Genomic DNA, 16,447 nt, shown 5'->3' with positions numbered 1-16,447 from the left:
TGGCCTGCCCCTATGAGGTGGTCCAGTTTCAGTCTTAATGCATGATCGGCTTTCCGGCCATTGCCTGTGCAGATGGTGGTGCCGATCCACGGGTTGGCGCCGGCCAGACAACGGCCTCCGGTGCCGGCGGCTTATATCCGAGCGATGAGTGCGGCCGCTCGGTATTGTAGTAGCGCCGCCATGCCTCGATGATGACCTTGGCCTCGGCAAGGCTGTAGAAGATCTCACCGTTGAGCAGTTCATCTCGGAGTTTCGAGTTGAAGCTCTCGCAGTAGCCGTTCTCCCAGGGACTTCCCGGCTCGATGAACGCGGTCCTTGCGCCGACAGCGGCGATCCACTCCCGCACGGCTTTGGCAACGAACTCCGGGCCATTGTCGGAACGAACATGGCCGGGCACACCGCGCAGGATGAACAGGTCCGACAGGGCGTCGATGACGTCGGTCGAGTTGAGCTTGCGATCGATCCGGATCGCCAGGCACTCCCGGGTGAACTCGTCGATGATGTTGAGCATGCGGAACTTCCTGCCATTGTGCGTCCGACCCTCGACAAAATCATAGGACCAGACATGGTTGGGGTGTTCCGGTCGAAGCCGGATACACGATCCGTCATTCAGCCAGAGACGTCCTCTCTTCGGTTGTTTCTGGGGAACCTTCAGCCCCTCCCGCCGCCAGATGCGCTCGACGCGCTTGGCATTCACCGTCCAGCCCTCAGATCGCAGCATCGCCGTGATCCGGCGATAGCCATAGCGGCCATACTGGGAAGCGAGCCGGATGATGTCGGCGGTGAGCGCCTCTTCATCCGGCCGGCCTCTAGGTATCCACCTCCGTCAAAATGGAGGTTGAATCAGAACAAAATGTCGCCGTCACATCACAATCGATTCATCGATCACAGGACATGCTCTAGGCTTCTTGCGGTGGGTCGAACGGTGCTGACCGAGAACCTTGCAGGCGAAGCGCTCCGAGACGGAGAACTTCGACATCACATGGTCGACACAGCGCCGACGGCGGGCGGGGCTCAGTAGTTTCCCGAAGCAGCCTCTTTCAGGATCAGCTTCTCGAGCGTCAGGTCCGAAACCGCCTTGCGTAGCCGATCGTTCTCTTTCTCAAGCTCCTTGAGACGCTTCACCTGGTCGCCCTTCAGGCCACCGAACTCCTTGCGCCACCGGTAATACGTGAACTGTGTCACGCCGATCGAACGAACAGCTTCGCCAACCGAGCGCCCTTGCGACAACAGAACATCGACTTGGCGCAGCTTCGCGACGATCTCTTCGGGCTTGTGCTTCTTCTGGGGCATTCCAACGTCCTCTCTACGGCTCAATAGCCTACTTCAGGGAGGACCACTTTCCAGGGGGCAGGCCAGTTTGTTGAGGGAAAGAGACTGCCGAACCGCCGCTGAAACGCTGCTGAAGGCGGCATTCACGCCGCATTCATTGCCGCCACGCGAACCTTCGGGCGCTGTGCGCCAAGGTGAAGGACTGAATCCCGCGACCGCGGTGCACGTCCGCGACATCGTCAAGCAGGTCTACGGGTTCGCCATCCTGCATGGCGAGAAGGTCGCCAATCCCGCCGACGAGGTCGGTCCCTCGTCGATTGCGTGTGGCCTTCGTGCCGAAAGGATCGGCGCTGTCGCCGGCGGAGATCCGCATATGCTCAATCAGCCCGAGCATGTGGCGACATCTCCCCAGCCCGAGCCCTTGCGAGTGCATTGTCTTCCAGCAGCAGCCCTCGCGCCATGCCGGCGGCTTGCGTCGGGGAAAACCTGACCGGAGCCCTCGCCACGTTTCGTGGGCGCGCGGGCGGGAATATGGTCAGGAGGTTCTGATCCCTTGGATGTAAGGAGCGCTGTAACTCATTAATATCCTTTTTAAATCGTATTGGGGCGTAATATTCCCGCCGACGGCTAGCTTCCGCTTCATGGAAGTGCAGCGCGCTGTCCAAGGTGGGCAAACCACGTCTCGCCACGGCTTGAGCACGCAGGGTAGTTTTCTACGAGGTGCTGGAAACGGCGCGAAACGGCGATATTGACCGACGCGCCGAAGAAGGATGCAAGTCGTGAAAGTGCTCGTGACAGGCGTAGCTGGCTTTATCGGGTTCCATACCGCATTGAGGCTGGCCGCGCGTGGTGACGAGATCATCGGAATCGACAATCTCAACGACTACTATCCTGTTTCACTGAAGCGGGCCCGTTTGGACGTGCTCGGCAAGCGCGCTCGCTTCAAGAAAATAGATATCGCCGACACCGAGGCATTGAGCGCCTTGGTCAGGGCGGAACGTCCGGACGTCATCGTTCATCTGGCCGCGCAGGCCGGGGTTCGCTATTCGCTCGAAAACCCTTTTGCTTATGCGCGGTCTAATGTGGTCGGGCATCTGTCCGTCCTCGAAGCCTGCCGGCATTGGGAAGGATTGGGACATCTCGTCTATGCCTCTTCGAGTTCTGTCTACGGTGACAACAACAAGGTGCCGTTCAGCGAAGCAGATCGCGTCGACAATCCGAAATCCCTGTATGCAGCGACCAAACGAAGCAACGAACTGACGAGTGAAGCCTATGCCAGCCTCTTCGGCCTGAGGCAGATCGGGCTGCGTTTCTTCACCGTGTACGGCGCTTGGGGGCGGCCGGACATGGCCTACTGGATCTTCACCAAATCGGTGCTCGAAGGACGTCCGATCCGGATGTTCAACAACGGCAACATGATGCGCGACTTCACGCATGTGGACGACATCGTGTCGGGGGTCGTTTCGACGGTTAGATCCCCCGTCTTCCTTCCTGGCAAGCACCCGCATCGCGTCTATAATATCGGGAATAACCGTCCGTCGAAGCTTATCGATCTGGTCAGGCTCATCGAGCAACACACCGGACACTCCGCGACGATCTGTTATGAGCCGATGCAGCCAGGGGACGTCGTTTCGACCTATGCCGACATCGAAAGCATGCAGGCCGACTATGGCTTCCAGCCATCCACAAGCCTGTCGGATGGCCTGGGGGAGTTCGTCGCATGGTACCGGGGCTACGCAGGCTATACCCGCCGCAAAGCTGAAGCCGTCGCTTGAAGCTTTTCGTTCACTGCGCCTGAAAAACCCACAGGCGAACCACAACATAATTCCAGACGAAGACGATAGGCACGCTCACGATCTTTGCGGCCGGGGCGGGGATCAAAGTCGCCAGAAAAGCAACCAGAACCGTGGAGAGCAGAAGGCCGGCCAAAGTCGACACGACGAACTTGATCGCCTGCACATAGCTCCTACCGGCGCCAAAGGTCCATGAGCGGTTGAGCTGGTAGCTCACCAAGATCCCGCTGGAGTAGGAAAGGACGTTTGCAAGTGCCGGCGCGATCGACATCAGCACGAAACCCGTGAAGAGAACCACGTCCAACGTGGTGGTGATCGCACCCACGACAGCGAAGCGCGCTGTCGTCAAGACACTGCGCTCGAGGCCCTCGATCCGGAGGACGCTATACGGTCCAGGCATTGTATCGGCTCCCGTGCGGGCAAGGTGGTCGTTTCCATGGGGCCGGTCCTGTCGTTCAGCGTTGCCTCCACGATCGGTACAGGCCGCCGTTTCGACTGCATGAAAATGCGCCCGATATACTCGCCGACGATTCCCAGGAACATCGCGTTGAGCGTGATGGAAAGCAGTAGCAGCGCGGCTGTGGTGGCAAAACCGGCCGGCCAGTCCTGCCCAAACAGCAGCTTTCCAATCAGATAGCCGACGAGGAGCAGGAAGGTTCCCGTTCCGACGACGAGACTTGCAATTGAGGCGAGCCTGAGCGGGATCAGCGAGTGGTTGAGAATACCGTCGACGGCGAGCGACAGCATGGCCTTGAATGGGAACTTGCTCTCACCGGCCACGCGGGCTTGCCGGTCATAGTCGAACCCAACCTGCGAAAAGCCCATGGAACTGATGAGACCGCGCAGATAGGGCGAGGTGTCGTCGACATGGCGTAGCTCGTCCAGGATGCACCGGTCGACAAGCCTGAACTCGCCGGCGTTAAGCGGTAGGTCGTCGTCGCTGAGCGCATTGATGCAGCGGTAGAAGATGCGACGCATCAGCGCCGTCAGTCGACTGTCGGTGAGCGAGCGCCGGATGCCGTAGACGACCTGATGGCCCTGCCGCCACCGGGTGAGCATGTGAGGGATCAGGTGTGGCGGATCTTGGAGGTCGCAGTCGATTTGGATCGAGCAGGCACCGCGCGCCGCCTTGTAAGCGGTCAAAAGCGAGCGCTGATATCCGACATTGCGGCTGAAACGGATGACGCGCACACGCCGATCAAGGCTGCATATCTCCCTGAGGATTTCGAATGTGCCGTCCGTGGAATGATTGTCGGTGAAGATGATTTCGCAGTCGTAATCCGGAAGATCGCGGAACGTGTTCACGATCTCCGCATAGGCGCGTCGGACGTTGGCTTCTTCGTTGAAGACGGGCACCAGAACGGAGACCGTCAACGGCAACGTAGCGACCATCATCCTGCTCCCATGCTGTTGTGCTCGCGAGCGCTCGAGGGTCGTTCCAAATACGAAGCGCAAGCGGTGCTGTCGCGATGCCACGCAACCAGGCGCGAAATGCCTTCCGCCAACGGGACACGGGCACTCCATCCGAGGAATTGGCGGGCTAGATCGGGTGTGCCCCGTAGGTCGGGCGCGCCATGCAGCGGATTGCCGGCACCATATTTGACGAGGCCGGGATCGGCGCCCGTTATCTCAATGATCTGGCGCGCCACCTCGCGCATACTTGGCGCAACGCCAGTTGCGATGTTGATAACAGCGGCCTTTGGCAGGGATACGGTTCCCATCTGGATCAGGGCCGAGACAGCGTCGTCGACATGGATCAGATCCCGACGGTCATCAGGGCGGCGAACGATCGAACGCGCACCCGCCAGACAGCGTTGGATGAGCCACGGCACAAAATACTCGGTCGACTGTGCCGGACCGTATACCAAGGCAAGACGGGCGGTGGCGACAAGGAAAGGAAGCCGTCGCTGCAACGCGCCGACAAGATGGGTGGCGGCGACGAGGCCGGCGCCATAGACCGTTATCGGCTCTTCGCGCATGTCCTCACGATAGGGGCGAGGCGCCAACCCATACTCCGCGAGCGATCCGGTCCGGACAACGGCCGACGGCGGGACGCGGCTATTGGCTGCAGCACTCAAGAGGTTGACCAGGATTTGAACGTCTTCGCTAAGACAGTCCGTGACGTCCGTAAACTGCATGTCTTCGGGACGTCGCAGAGATGCCGCCAGATGATAGACTACTTGGGGGGCGACATCCCGAATGCACCACTTCAGTTCCAGATCGGACCGCAGATCGAAACGATGTAAAACGATATCGCGTTCGAAGCGCCGCAGCCGGTCCCCGCGCGAAGGCTCGCGGACCACCGCATGGACCTCGTGCCCCTCCTTGAGACAGGCGCACGCCAGATGGGAGCCAACAAAGCCGGCTCCGCCAGTGATCAATATCCGCAATCTTCGGTGCACGCCTTCACCTCATCCGAAGTCGCTTACGCTGCCGGCATCGAGCGAATGCTCGTGCGGTCCGGGATCAGGACCGGGCTCGGCAAAGGCACGAGAAACTGTCCGCCGCTTGCCGCGAACGCGCTCTGCTGCTCACGGATTTCATCGAAGAAATTCCAGGCCAGGACCAGGAGGACATCAGGCCTGTCCTCTTCCAGCGCCTCGGGCGGGCGGATTGGGATCTTCATTCCAGGAGAATAAAGCCCCTGCTTGAGTGGGTTGCGATCGACGAGATAGTCGAGCGTCTCGGGTCCGATCTTGAAGAAGTTCAAAAGGGTGTTGCCCTTTGCGGGCGCGCCATAGCCGGCAATCCGTAGCCCCTGAGCCTTGAGCTCTGCCAGCATGGCAGTCAGATCGCTCTGGATACTCTCGATCCGGTCGGAAAAAACCTGATAGGCCGCCATGGAACACATTCCGGCCGCACGTTCCTCGGCCAGCATCTCTGCGACGACCGGCTCGACAGCAGTGGCGGCAGCACTCCGCTTCAGGAAGACCCGCATCGACCCGCCGTGCACACCGAGGCGATGGACGTCCACGACCGTCAGGTCGAAGAACGCGCCGAGTTTAACCAGCGACAGCAGGCTGAATTCAGAGACATGCTCGTGATAGATCGTGTCGAACTCATTCTTCTCCAGAAGGTCCTTTGCCCAAGGAACCTCGATGACGAAGACGCCGTCTTCGGCGAGCCAGCGGACGATCCCTCTCATGAAATCGTGGACGTCGCCGATATGGTTGAAGGTGTTTGTCGTGACGATCGCTTTCGCGCGGCCGTGCTTGTCCGCCAGACCTTGTGCTGCGGCGGCCGAAAAATAACCGACCTCCACGTCGACACCGCGCGACCGGGCGATTTCGGCCAGATTGGCGGCAGGGTCCACGCCAAGGGTGGTGCTGCCGAGTATGTTGCAGGCGGAAAGCAACAAACCGTCATTGCAGCCGATATCTACGATCAACCCGGTGCCGGCTTGCCGCTTCAATATCTCGGCAAGCTCCGCGAAATGACCGTGCATGCTGGTTGCGCTAGAGGGTACGTAAAGGTAGTGCTCGAAAAACCCTTCGGGGATTTGATCGGCCACCTGAATCAGCCCGCACTCCAGGCACACCTGGGTATCCAGCGGATAAGCCGGACAGTCTCTCGCGACGTCTTCGGCGCGTACGAAGCCGTTGGCCGGTGGATGATCGCCCATTGGCAAGAAAAGATATGGCTCCGATGCAAGGCAGGCACGGCACTGGGTGAGGCAAGCCATTGTCAAGCTCCCATTTGAGCCGAGCGAACAGGGTCCACGCCTGTTGCCGGACGCGCGGTTGAGATGCGTTTTGCGAATTCGCGGAAGGATTCATGAAGATAGTCCAACTGATCGGCGGTGAGGCCATGATGGCAGGCGAGCAGGATTCCCCCGCGCATCACATCGTCGGCCACCGGATAACCGCTCGCCTCCGCCCGGTGTTCGACATTGGCCATGGCGGGTTGACGTAGGATGTTTCCGGTGAAGACCGGGCGCGTCTGAATGTTTCTCTGCTCGAGAAAGATCTGCATTTCGCGCCGGCTAAAGGGCGCCTCACGCCTGACTGTCAGGGGAAAGGCGAGCCAGCCGGTGCGCGATCCGGATCGCTGCCGCGGAAGCACGAACCAGTCCTCATAATCCTTGAAGAAGGCGTATTGGGTCGCGAAATTGCGTTCGCGCGCGGCGATGTTCTGCTCCAGCCGGTCGAGTTGAACCAGTCCGAATGCCGCGCCCAGTTCCGACGGTTCGATATTGAAACCCATTTCTTCGAAGACGAATTTTGCATCGTATTCGAAGTCATCCAGGACGACATTGAAGCGGTTCTCGATCGTCTCGGATTCAACGAAGAGCGAGGAGGTCCGCCCCCACGAACGTAGGAGCAGTGCGCGGCGGGCAAGCGCGTCGTCATTGACGCAAAGCATTCCGCCGTTGCCCGCGGCGGTGATCACGTGTGAGCCGTAGAAACTGGTCGTGCTGATCTCAGAGCGGGTTCCAGTGCTGATGCCGTTGAGCGTGGCGCCGAGCGTGTCTGCGCTGTCCTCGATGACGATGAGCTTATGTGCTTTCGCGATGGAGCTGATGCGGTCCCAATCCGGCAGGTTTCCAATCAGGGAAGGGATCATCATGGCCCGCGTTCTGGGCGAGATGGCACGCTCGATCGCCGTGACATCGATGTTGTAAGTGCCTTCCGCGGCATCGACGAAGACGGGGGTCAGGCCCTTCCGCACGATCGGAGCGGCGGTTGTCGCGAAAGTGAGGGCAGGGGTGATCACTTCTGCACCACGCGGCAGGTCGAGCAGTTCGACCGCCAGGTAGTTCGCGGAGGATCCCGAGTTCACCATGATGCCGTGCCGCTTGGAGAAGAGCGCGGCGACGCGCTGCTCCATCCGCCGCACCCGCTCGCCCATCTGTGTGGAGGAACGCAGGACCCCCAAAACGGCTGCGATTTCGTCCTCACCGTAAACGGATTGACCGTAATTCACGCGCATGTGGCGACCTCCTTACGCTCGCCAGGCGCGGGCTGTCCTTCGTCGGCCATGGTCCAACGCCCGGCATAGTCGCTGATCTGTTGATGTGAGAACGCTCGTATCCGAGACGGTTCCTGGTTATATGTGCGATACCATTCGACCGTCATCGCGACCGCGTCTTCGAGGCGCAACAAGGGCTTCCAGCCAAGACCAACGCGCGCTTTCGTGCTGTCCAGCCGCAGTACGACCGATTCCGGCGGTTCGTCTTCTTGACGGTCCACCACATAGTCGGGGCACTCTCCCCGCCATTTCGAGACGACCAGGCTGGCGAGCGTACCGACATTGACGTCGGCATCTGCGCCGGGCCCGAAGTTCCACGCGTCCGCGACGCGGTGACCGTCATAGAGGAGGCGGGCGCCGAGCATCAGATAGCCGCGGATCGGCTCGAGCACATGTTGCCAGGGCCGTACATTGGCTGGATTGCGAATACGCGTGGGTATGCCGGTGCTTGCCGAGCGAGCGAGGTCGGCAACCAGCCGGTCGGCCCCCCAATCCCCCCCGCCGATCACATTGCCCGCGCGCGCTGTCGCAAGCTGTGGACCGCCGATATTGTTGAAGAAAGAGGCGCGGTAGGCCGCCGCAATAAGCTCTGCACAGCCCTTCGAAGAGCTGTAAGGGTCCCGACCGCCCATAGGATCGTTCTCGCGGTAAGGCCATGTCCATTCCCGGTTTTCATAGCACTTGTCGCTCGTGACGACGATTACGCCTCGCAGCGACGGCATCCGGCGCGCTGATTCCAGGACCACCGCCGTTCCCACGGCATTGGTCAAATAGGTATCGACGGGCGCCTCGTAGGACGTACGAACGATCGCCTGTGCCGCCAAGTGAATGACAAGGTCGAAATCAAGCCCGCCGATCGCCTCGCGTAAGCCGCTTTCTGTACGGATATCACCGATGCGGCTGTCAACGAGGTCCTCGATTGCGACCGCCGTGCAGAAGGATGGCCTCGCCGGCGGCAGTGAGACCCCCACCACAGTGGCACCGAGGCGGCTTAGCCAAAGGGACAGCCATCCGCCCTTGAAGCCGGTGTGACCGGTGACGAGGACGCGGCGGCCACGGAATGCCTGCGCAAGGCAGGTTTCATCCAGAGGTGCGTTCATCGCCTGCAATCTCGAATTGCGGAGCGGAAGAGCTCACATGCGAGACATCGTCTTGCTCGAACTGCAGCCATGGAGGCTCGCCGGTTTCGCACAGGCCATCGAGGACGTCGCGGTCGCGAACGGTGTCCATCGGATGCCAGAAGCCCCTGTGCTTGTAGGCAAAGAGCTCGCCGTCCAAGGCCAGATTCGTCAACGGTGACTTCTCGAGCGGTTCGCTCGGGCCCGGGATGTAATCGAGAACGCCGGGCTCGAAGACGAAGAAGCCGCCATTGATCCAGGTCTCATGCTTGCGGACTTTCTCAGTGAATTGGACGACCTGTTCGCCCTCGATTTCCAGATTTCCGAAGCGCGCGGGTGGTTGAACAGCCGTCACCGTCGCCAGTCGACCGTGCGAACGGTGGAAATTCAGAAGCGCTTCGAGGTCAATGTTGCCCAGGCCATCGGAATAGGTGACCATGAAGGTGTCGCGGTCGAGCCAGCTGCGCAGGTTCAACAAGCGGCCGCCGGTCATCGTCGGCACGCCCGTATCAACAACCGAGACGTTCCAATCCAGCGGCCGATTCGGCCGCAGGATCATCGAGCCGTTTCCGAGCGCCACCGTGAAATCGGCGGTGGAAAGGTGGAAATTATGAAAGAAGCTCTTGATCAGCATGCATTTGTAGCCGCCTGCGACAATGAAGTCGCGAAAGCCCCATTGGCTGTATATGTCCATGACATGCAGAATGATCGGGCGGCCCCCGACCTCCACCATCGGTTTCGGGATCCGTTGCGTCTCCTCGGCTAGTCGAGAGCCGAGACCTCCTGCGAGAAGTACCACTTTCATAACGGCCTCGCGCGTGTTTGCCTGAGCTGAAGTTCAGGCACCAACTCGGGTTGCCCTACTCGGGAGAGCGTGCCTAATACAGGCGTGATTGCTTCAGTATTTCCATTTTCCCAAGCGCATTTCACAAATTCTGTAGAATTCCATAGTAAAAAGTGATATTATTCTTCTTTCAATACTCAACAATGATTTGAAAAAAATAAGTCTATTCCATTCCTTATGGAACATAACTCTAATGCATGTCATGAAAGTCCGCAAGAAATGCGGCTGTCAGGTAAAGCCCTCTTCAGTTGTCAGGGTTAGCGCTGACTGGTTTTTCTGACACCTTATGGCTACTCGGGAGGCGGGATTGTTTGTTGGTGGGACCGGTCCTCGATCATCGGCTGCGCCGGCTCCAAAAGGGGGCTCGTGATGCTGGCCGGCCGGACCGCCCCTAGTGCAGGTGCCGTCCCCGCCGGGACGCGCGGGTCTTGAGGAATCACCATGCACAAGTTGGTCGAACACAAAGACGAGACAAGATCCACGTTGCTCACCGGCGCGATGGCTGTCATTTCGGCTTATCTGGTCGTCTCTCTTGCCGTGCGGATCATGAACTATGAGTTGCGGCGCGATGAAGGGCTTTACGTTCCGCCCATGCGTCTGCTGGACGAGAACAGGCTTTATGAGGATTTCTTCTACAATCACGTCCCGGGGTCTGCCTGGTGGTTCTATGCCGTTCGACAGCTCACCGGATCCGACTACCTGCTGCTCAATGGCCGCCTCGGTGTTTTGGTCGGGTGGCTCATCTTTGCCGCGGCGATCGGATTCGTCAGCTTTGCCTTGACGCGCTCGCGCTTGGTCAGCTGGTGCATCGTCATTCTCTCGCTTCTCAACTCACTATTCCTTACCGAGACTGGAATGACAGCAACGAATAATCTGCTGCCACTGCCATTCTCGTTCCTGGGCATCGGCCTCTTCATACTGGGGGTGCATCGCGGTCGTGGACAGCCTGTTGTGATCGGCTTGGCGGGACTTTGCCTGTCGGCTGCGGCGGTGTTGAAAATCAGCGCGGTGGCGTTCGTCCCCCCAATCGCCATCGCGGCCTTCTTCCTCCCGTTCTCATTGCGTTTCCGGGAACGCGTCAAGCGCGTCGTCCTGCCTTTGGCCGTCGGTGGGTTGGTCGGCGGTCTGCCCATTCTGTTCTATCTTGTCGTCGACCCGGCACGCTTCCTTGCGCATGTCGTGGGCTATCACACGGGGCCGCACGTCCGCTATTGGCAGGGTGGAGGAGAAGGTGCTGCAGTATCGTTGGCGGAGAAATTCCTGCTTGCCTACGATATCTGGTTGACCAGCGCGGTTGCGGTCTCACTGGTGGTTGCCATGACCATGGCCATTGCCGGCGTGCAATGGCGGCTAGCACTTGGGCAGCCTGCCTGGCGGCTGCCTTTCGGCTCCCTCATTGTCATTTTTGCCGCGCTTGCGTTCAGCGGTTTCCTGAGCTTCGTGCCTACGCCCGCGTTTCCGCAATATTTCGCGCCGCCACTCGTATGCCTGCCGTTGACGTTGGCGGTGCTGTTTGCCGGGCTCGATCCTGATGCACGCAAACAGGTGTTGCCGACAATCCTCGCCGCGACGATCGTCGTGCTGGCGCTCGGGGTTCCGCGGCTTTCCCAGTACATGGGTACGGCCATTCATCCGCAACGCTGGCTCGTAAGCCGGGTGCATGACGGCGGTGTGGCCATCGCGCAGCGTCTTGCCGAAGCCGGCGTCGAGGGGAAGGTGGCCACCTTGGTGCCTGTTTATCCGCTGGAAGGCGGTCTTGACGTCTATCCTGAACTGGCGACCGGCCTGTTCGCCTATCGCATTGCCGACATCACCCCGCCCCAACTGGCCCGGTTTTATCGTATGACCTCGCCCACGAAGGTCGGGCAGCTTCTCGATGCCGACCCGCCGGCGGCTCTGCTTCTAGGCTTCGATGCCGGTCTCGAGGCGCCGCTGCTGGCCTATGCCGAGCGCAATGGATATGTCCCGGTCGAGAATATCGGCATCACGGACCGATACGGTACCGGGGTGCTGTATGTGCGCCGGGCGCGAGGGGAGTAGCCGGGCGCGGCTGCGTTGCCCGAGAAATCACCGCATCCCACTGTGCCAGCACGGCGCTCTTGGAATACCGCGTGGCGATGGCGGGACCAGCGGCCGCCAGTTTGCGCCGGAGGGCTGTGTCGACGACGAGGCGGCGTATTGCGTCGCCGAGCTGGACGACGTCGCCTGGCGGGACGAGCAGCCCCACCTCATTCTTCAAAATGTCCGATGGCCCCCACGGGCAGGCGAATGCGATCGTGGGCATTCCGCCCGCCAGCGCTTCCAACAGAACGTTGGGAAAACCTTCGAAACGCGAACTCAGCACGAAGACGTCGCCCTTGGAAATCCACCCGGCCGGGGAGGACGTTACGCCCGGCATGCTAACGCGCTCGAACAGCCCGAGCTCGTGCGCCTGCCGCTTAAGCGCGCCGCGCTCCGGTCCTTCGCCGAAGATGGTTAAAGTAGCGGTTGCAAGGTCGTCCACTACCAGGCGGAACGCTTGAAGCAGGAGGTCAAATCCTTTTTGCTTGTCCAGCCGTCCCACCGCCACGATCCTGATCTTGTCGTTAGAAACGGATGCGATTGCGTGCGGGAGGGTGACCGGATTGGGTATCACCACCGCCCGGGATCGCAGTGCTGCGGGAAGGGCCGCGCGAGCCTGTTCGGTCTGCATGACAAGGCAGGCGGCTTTGCGTGCGGCGATCGGGCTTAGCAGGCGCCAGTAGGGGTTCTTCCTTTGAAAGAGGAAATTGTTCCGTTCAGACATGATGACGGGTGTCTTGAGCCCGAGAGCGGCCAATCCCACCAGGGCATTGACCTTCGTCAGGAACGTGACCACGAGGTCGGGTTCGAGGGCCCGGAGCATCCGGCGAAGGCGAAGCAGCTGCAGCCCTGCCGTCGAAAGAGAGCCCGTCCGCCGCCCGCGCAAGGTTTCGATCCCGATCTGAGGTGCGTAAGGAAAGTAGGACTGCGTGTCGGCGGCGTTGATGGCGAGGACACAAACCGTATCACCCTGGTCGCTGCGGTGGTGCGCAAGGAGGTTCACGATCTTTTCTGCTCCGCCGGCGGTGAGGCCCGACAGGACGAATGCGATCTTCACGAAGCCCCCATTCTATTCGCCTTCGGCCTCGGGATTGCCAGTCAGAAGCTGAAGGCCGCTGTTGCCGGCGCTGGACCCTGTCGGCTCAAGTAATGTTCATCCACCCATGCGTTATCGCGAAGCGGACGATCTGCGCCCGAGAGTGCAGCTTCAGCTTTTCGGCAGCGCGCGCCTTGTAGGTCTCTATCGACTTGACGCTGACCTTCGTGTGCCAAGCGATCTCCTTGTTCGCATATCCTAGCGCCACCATGCGCAGGACTTCCTGTTCGCGCGCGGTAAGTCCCAGATTGTTTCCGGATTTCGACAGCGCCAAATTCTGCTCCGTCGACGATGTCATCTCGTATGTGGTCGGCGGATCGAGGAACAGCCCGCCCAGCATGGCCGAGCGGATTGCAAGGAGGAGGTTCTGTCCTGCCGACCGTTTCTGAACAAAACCCTTCACGCCAACACGAAGCGCCTGCTGGACATAGGTGCGCTCTTCATACAGGGTCATCATGACAATGTGCGACCGGCAGCCATTGTTCAGAAGCTGCTCGGCGAGAACGAGGCCATTGATGTCAGGAAGGGACACGTCCAGGATAACGACATCCGGCTCGATTTCTTCGATCAGCGTGACGGCTTCTTTTCCGGTGCGGGCTTCGCCGACGAAGATGATGTCTGTTGATGCTTCGATCAGCGCGCGGGCGCCGGCAAGAACCACCGGGTGGTCATCGACGAGGAAGGCGCGTATCGGTTCCGTCGTCATTGTGTGCTCCCCAACGCTCGGTTTGCGCCTTCCATAAGGGGGATGTTGATGCGCAGGCCAATGCCCTTCTGCGGAAGGCGGTGGATTTCCAGCTTGCCTCCGACCTCGGCGAGGCGCTCGCACATCCCTGCGATGCCGTTTCCCCGCAGGCTGCGGCGGACCACTGCAGGCACCACACAGGGGCTTGGGCCGTCATCTTCAATACACAAGTGAAGCGAGCGGGCGGCCAGGCAAAGCCGGACCTTCACCCAAGATGCGCCCCGAGCGTGCTTGGCGACATTGGTCAGAGCCTCCTGAACGACCCGGTATACCACCTCCGCTGTGGCATCCCTCGTTTCGACACCGCTTTCTGCCCGGCACTCGAAATCGATGCGGATCCCTGTCTCGCGCTCCCAGTCCCCAAAGAGCTTCTTGAGTGCAGGAAGTAGTTCATTGCCACATGGCACTCCGCAGCGTTCACCTGCCGAAACGACTTTGAGCTCTTCGCCGAACCGCGCCATGATGGAGCGTAGTTCGCGAAGCGAAGAGCGCAAGGTCGGCTCTGCGAAGCGATACTCCAAGGCCGCCAAGCGAAGCATGATGCCCACGAGGTATTGTCCCACATGATCATGGATATCGCGTGCTATGCGAAGGCGTTCCCGCTTGACGGCGCGCCGAACAGCGGCGGGAATTCGGGAATGACTTGAGCAGGTCGGGCTTTTGCCTTCTGCCAGCTGGAATTGCCCGGCAAGTTCCTCAGAAGCCGTGTTGTGCAGGTGGGATTTGTCGACGCGTTGTCTAGGGGAATAACGCATGACTTTTACCCCTCCAGTCCTGACTTCCGCCCCTCCCAGACCTACGTGCCCCAACTGTATGGAAATCTACACCTGATGCGTAGCAGTTTCTATTGCCTAATCGGCGACGGTATTATGCAAAAAGGGTACTGCATGTGATGGTCCCATGTCATTTGGAAGTACATATTTCTTTAATACTTTGATTGCGTTTGTCAGGATTTACCTGTAGTTGCAATTCTCTTTTTCCGCCGAAGTCGTCGGCGGTTTCAGCGTGTGCCTTCGCAATCTCCCGGCTGAAGCACCGAGCGTCCGTTCGGACGCACAAAGGATGCTCTATCTCTCTGTTTTTAGCATTTATGCGGACGTCAGGTGATCCCACCTGACTGCAATGCCATAGCGACGGTTTGGCGCTCGGCCTTCGTGGGTTCGAAAACCGCCTGCGGCTCTTTATCAGTTGGTGATAAGCGGACTCGCAACCGCAGAGACGACACCACCTGTCAGGTATGCCGCGGTCTCGTCAGGTTTTTAATCCTCCTAAAGCGCCGCTGGCGCGGGTTAACCTAGGAGTCGATGCTGCGTTCGGGCGAACGGGATAGGCGAGGCACTTGGGCGGGGCGAACCAAGACGAGCACCTCCTTAGGCGAAGTGATTGTCCAGTCTGCCGCCCTTGTCCCGTGCGCATCACGAGGAGCCGGGGCGCATCGCCGATGAATATGCACATCATCACGAATTACCAGGCGAACGCCGGCGCGGAGACAATGCTGTCGAGGCTGCTGCGTGTCTCGGCCGAAGGCGCGCTCGTGGCGTCGCTGTTCGAGGTGTCGGAACGCAATCGGCTTCTAGCCGGGGAGGCGACACGCTGCGAAGCGCTGAGGATCGGCTCGATCACAAAGACGGTGACGGGACTGGGCCGCCTGGCGCAACTCATCACGCGCGAGCAGCCGCGCGTGATCGTGTGCTGGATGTACCACGCAATGATTGCCGGCGTGCTGGCGCAGAAGCTGTCGCGTCGACCGGTGCCGGTCTTTTGGAACGTCCGCCAGTCGCTCGATGATCCCGATGCTCTTTCCCGCAGCACACGGGCCGCCCTGGCCGTGGCACGCCACCTGTCGCATCTGCCGGCCGGCATCATCTACAACTCCGCACGTGCGCTCGATCTGCATCGCCAATACGGATTCGCCAACCGCAACGTGGACGTCATCCCGAATGGTTTCGACGCCGTCGCGCAGCCGCCACCGATCGAGCGGGCGCCGAAGATCGTCGGCATCGCCGCGCGCCTCCACCCGCAGAAGGACCATGAGACCTTTTTTCGAGCCGCGGCCATTGTTTCGCAAAGGCGGCCGGACGTCCGATTTATGGCCGTCGGTGCCGGGCTCCATGAAGACTGTATCGCGGTGCAGAAAATGTTGGCTGCCTCCGGACTTCCAGCCAGTTCCATCGCGCTCCTGGGCGAAACCGACGACATGGACAGCTTCTATCGGGCGATCGATCTTTTGGTTCTGTCGTCCCGCACGGAAGGCTTCCCAAACGTCATCGCCGAGGCGATGAGCTATGGCAAGCCGGTGGTTACCACCGACGTGGGTGATGCCGCGATGGTGGTCGGCGAGACGGGCGAAGTGGTTCCTCCCACTCATCCGAAGGCGCTGGCGGAGGGAATGGACGCCATGCTCCAGCTCAGTCGTGAGGCGTACGCCGCCCGATCGGCGGCAGCCCGCCACCGGGTGGCAGAGCACTTCTCGCTGGCGGCGGTTTCACACCGCTACAACACATTCCTTTGCCGCGCCGCCTAGTCATACGCCTGGGACCGAAGGTTCGC

General features: G+C 60.3%; 13 protein-coding genes and 2 pseudogenes. 4 read left to right on the top strand and 11 right to left on the bottom strand.

The window, feature by feature from the left end; all coding sequences use genetic code 11:
• Positions 1-34: 34 nt before the first annotated feature.
• Positions 35-1,293 (bottom strand): annotated as a pseudogene (locus GM910_RS09130) (IS3 family transposase).
• 187 nt (positions 1,294-1,480) lie between these two features.
• Between GM910_RS09130 and GM910_RS27170 the strand changes: the two are divergent.
• Positions 1,481-1,681, top strand: a pseudogene (locus GM910_RS27170) (tyrosine-type recombinase/integrase); the annotation flags it as partial.
• Between the two features lie 370 nt (positions 1,682-2,051).
• Entirely contained in the window at positions 2,052-3,047 is a 996-nt protein-coding gene (locus tag GM910_RS09120; RefSeq protein WP_159587197.1) for an NAD-dependent epimerase/dehydratase family protein, read from the top strand.
• 10 nt (positions 3,048-3,057) lie between these two features.
• Here the strand turns inward: GM910_RS09120 and GM910_RS09115 are convergent, their stop codons facing one another.
• From GM910_RS09115 to rfbF, 7 genes are read right to left on the bottom strand one after another with little or no spacing between them, the layout of a single operon-like run.
• Positions 3,058-3,414 (bottom strand): GtrA family protein, encoded by a 357-nt coding sequence (locus GM910_RS09115; protein WP_159587196.1) that lies wholly within the window; start codon positions 3,412-3,414, stop codon positions 3,058-3,060.
• Positions 3,411-4,457, bottom strand: coding sequence for a glycosyltransferase family 2 protein (locus tag GM910_RS09110; protein WP_201285438.1), 1,047 nt, complete (start codon positions 4,455-4,457; stop codon positions 3,411-3,413). Before GM910_RS09110 ends, GM910_RS09115 begins: the two co-directional genes overlap by 4 nt.
• Positions 4,457-5,446 (bottom strand): NAD-dependent epimerase/dehydratase family protein, encoded by a 990-nt coding sequence (locus GM910_RS09105; protein ID WP_159587194.1) that lies wholly within the window; start codon positions 5,444-5,446, stop codon positions 4,457-4,459. The genes GM910_RS09110 and GM910_RS09105 overlap by 1 nt, the downstream gene beginning before the upstream one ends.
• A 44-nt stretch (positions 5,447-5,490) precedes the next feature.
• Positions 5,491-6,747 carry a class I SAM-dependent methyltransferase gene (locus tag GM910_RS09100; protein ID WP_159587193.1) on the bottom strand — a complete coding sequence of 419 codons (1,257 nt, stop codon included), beginning with the start codon at positions 6,745-6,747 and terminating at the stop codon, positions 5,491-5,493.
• Positions 6,748-6,749: 2 nt separating this feature from the next.
• The gene (locus GM910_RS09095; RefSeq protein WP_159587192.1) at positions 6,750-7,994 is read right to left on the bottom strand and encodes a DegT/DnrJ/EryC1/StrS family aminotransferase; all 1,245 of its coding nucleotides are present in this window, start codon (positions 7,992-7,994) and stop codon (positions 6,750-6,752) included.
• The gene (rfbG, locus tag GM910_RS09090; RefSeq protein WP_159587191.1) at positions 7,985-9,133 is read right to left on the bottom strand and encodes a CDP-glucose 4,6-dehydratase; all 1,149 of its coding nucleotides are present in this window, start codon (positions 9,131-9,133) and stop codon (positions 7,985-7,987) included. Before rfbG ends, GM910_RS09095 begins: the two co-directional genes overlap by 10 nt.
• The gene (gene rfbF / locus GM910_RS09085; protein ID WP_159587190.1) at positions 9,114-9,956 is read right to left on the bottom strand and encodes a glucose-1-phosphate cytidylyltransferase; all 843 of its coding nucleotides are present in this window, start codon (positions 9,954-9,956) and stop codon (positions 9,114-9,116) included. Before rfbF ends, rfbG begins: the two co-directional genes overlap by 20 nt.
• Before the next feature lie 480 nt (positions 9,957-10,436).
• Here rfbF and GM910_RS09080 point away from each other — a divergent pair, with 480 nt between their 5' ends.
• Positions 10,437-12,035 (top strand): hypothetical protein, encoded by a 1,599-nt coding sequence (locus GM910_RS09080; RefSeq protein ID WP_159587189.1) that lies wholly within the window; start codon positions 10,437-10,439, stop codon positions 12,033-12,035.
• Here the strand turns inward: GM910_RS09080 and GM910_RS09075 are convergent.
• The 3 genes from GM910_RS09075 to GM910_RS09065 form a co-directional block, all read right to left on the bottom strand.
• Positions 11,980-13,113 (bottom strand): glycosyltransferase family 4 protein, encoded by a 1,134-nt coding sequence (locus tag GM910_RS09075; protein ID WP_159587188.1) that lies wholly within the window; start codon positions 13,111-13,113, stop codon positions 11,980-11,982. The two genes, GM910_RS09080 and GM910_RS09075, sit on opposite strands and share 56 nt — an antisense overlap.
• Before the next feature lie 85 nt (positions 13,114-13,198).
• On the bottom strand, positions 13,199-13,858 hold the full coding sequence (locus GM910_RS09070) for a response regulator (protein ID WP_281354875.1): 660 nt from the start codon (positions 13,856-13,858) through the stop codon (positions 13,199-13,201).
• A complete protein-coding gene (locus GM910_RS09065) occupies positions 13,855-14,652 on the bottom strand; it encodes a sensor histidine kinase (RefSeq protein ID WP_159587186.1) in 798 nt (265 codons plus the stop codon). The genes GM910_RS09070 and GM910_RS09065 overlap by 4 nt, the downstream gene beginning before the upstream one ends.
• Positions 14,653-15,389: 737 nt before the next feature.
• Here GM910_RS09065 and GM910_RS09060 point away from each other — a divergent pair.
• Entirely contained in the window at positions 15,390-16,421 is a 1,032-nt protein-coding gene (locus GM910_RS09060) for a glycosyltransferase (protein WP_246225929.1), read from the top strand.
• The last annotated feature ends 26 nt before the right edge of the window (positions 16,422-16,447 follow it).

It is taken from the genome of Chelativorans xinjiangensis (assembly GCF_009812055.1).
GTDB lineage: Bacteria > Pseudomonadota > Alphaproteobacteria > Rhizobiales > Rhizobiaceae > Chelativorans > Chelativorans xinjiangense.
Note: the sequence above shows the minus strand (reverse complement) of the source record. Positions and strands in the feature narration are given on the sequence as shown.